Annotated in this window: 1 protein-coding gene; it reads left to right on the top strand. The window is 39.3% G+C overall.

Annotation, left to right across the window (positions count from 1 at the left end; genetic code table 11):
- The first annotated feature begins 138 nt into the window (after positions 1 to 138).
- Positions 139 to 1,866, top strand: coding sequence for an IS1634 family transposase (locus ACESZH_RS23800; RefSeq protein ID WP_373219568.1), 1,728 nt, complete (start codon positions 139 to 141; stop codon positions 1,864 to 1,866).
- Positions 1,867 to 1,961: the final 95 nt, after the last annotated feature.

The raw sequence follows: 1,961 nt of genomic DNA, 5'->3' as shown, positions 1-1,961 counted from the left end.
CGGGAGTTTGACAGTTGAATTATAGAAAAATAGCTTGCAGGTCGCATAAAACCTGCATTTTTTGTGTCAACTTTTTGGCTTTTATATATTGCATTTTATTGCAATGTATGGTAAAATATAGTAAAGGAGGCGTTTCCAATGAGAGTAACCACATCAAAATCAAAGAATGCCGAGTCCTTCTATATTTCCAAAGGATATATTAACGATAAAGGAGTAAGCACTTCTGTCATTATCCGAAAACTCGGAACACTCAAAGAGCTTTTGCCCGAACATGGCCCAACACGTGACGATGTATTAGCTTGGGCAAAAGAAGAAGCCCGGCTTGAAACTTTAAAATATAAGCAGGAACAGGAGAATCGGCTGGTACAGATTACTTTCCATGCTGACAGACAACTAGACTATGATAAACAGACTTTCTTCCGCGGCGGCTATCTTTTTCTGCAGTTCGTTTATTATCAACTGCAAATGAATAAAATCTGCCGGAAATTAAAACAGAAATATAAATTTAAATATGACATCAACGCAATCCTTTCCGACCTGATATACACAAGAATCCTGGAACCCTGTAGTAAACGTTCTTCTTACAATGCGGCATCTGAATTTTTGGAAAAACCATCCTATGAACTTCATGATGTATACCGGGCATTGGATGTTCTTGGCTCTGAATGCGACCTCATACAGGCGGAAGTTTACAAAAACAGCCATTTTCTCGGAAAAAGAAATGATAAGATCCTCTATTACGACTGCTCTAATTATTATTTTGAGATCGAACAAGAAGATGGGAGTAAGAAATATGGGAAAAGCAAAGAACACAGGCCTAATCCGATTATCCAGATGGGACTGTTCATGGACGGTGATGGGATTCCTCTTGCTTTTTCACTCTTTCCAGGAAACGCAAACGAGCAGACCTCTCTAAAACCATTAGAAAAGAAAGTCCTTGGGGACTTCGGATGTCAGAAATTTATCTATTGCAGTGACGCAGGACTCGGCTCCGAATCCATCAGGGAATATAACCATATGGGAGAACGGGCTTATATTGTGACACAATCCATTAAAAAACTGAAGAAAGAAGAAAAAGAATGGGCGCTAAGTCCGCAGGGCTTTAAAAGGGTATCCGATGACACGCCTGTAGATATCACAAAACTGCCCGAAGATGACAAGGGATTGTATTACAAAGATGGGCCATATACAACAAAGAAACTGCATCAGCGGCTGATTATCACCTATTCCCCAAAGTATGCACTTTATCAAAAATCCATCCGTGATAAGCAGGTAGAACGGGCACAAAAAATGCTGGATTCGGGAAGCACCAAAAAGAATCGAAAGAACCCGAATGATCCGGCCCGCTTTATCGGAACCATGGCAGTTACAGAAGAAGGGGAAGCCGCCAGTGTACAACATTATCTTGATGAAAATAAGATTTCTGAGGAAGCACAGTATGACGGGTTCTATGCCGTATGCACAGATCTTTTGGATGATGAAGTCGGCGATATATTAAAAGTAAGTGAAGGCAGATGGCAGATAGAAGAATGCTTCCGAATCATGAAAACAGATTTTTCAGCAAGACCTGTTTATTTACAGGATGAAAATCGGATCAAGGCACATTTCCTGATCTGTTTTCTGGCATTAATGGTCTACCGTTTTCTTGAAAGGAAACTGAATTCCAAATATACTTGCGAAAATCTATTAGACACATTAAAAGCTATGAATTTTGCTGAGATACAGGAGCAAGGATTTATTCCTTTATACAAACGGGAAGCTATCACAGATGATCTTCATGAGGTCTGTGGCTTTCGAACTGATTACCAATTCATAACCAAAAGTAAAATGAAAACAATTCAGAAAAAAAGTAAAGGAAAAGAATAAATTACTATAGTTCGTGACAACAGCAAAAATCGCTGCAGCCCAGTAAATATAAGGGATGCAGCGATTTTTTCTTTTGTTAACTGTCAAAGATGGGA

It is taken from the genome of Ruminococcus sp. 5_1_39BFAA (assembly GCF_964240875.1).
Classification (GTDB): Bacteria; Bacillota; Clostridia; order Lachnospirales; family Lachnospiraceae; genus Blautia_A.
Note: the sequence above shows the minus strand (reverse complement) of the source record. Positions and strands in the feature narration are given on the sequence as shown.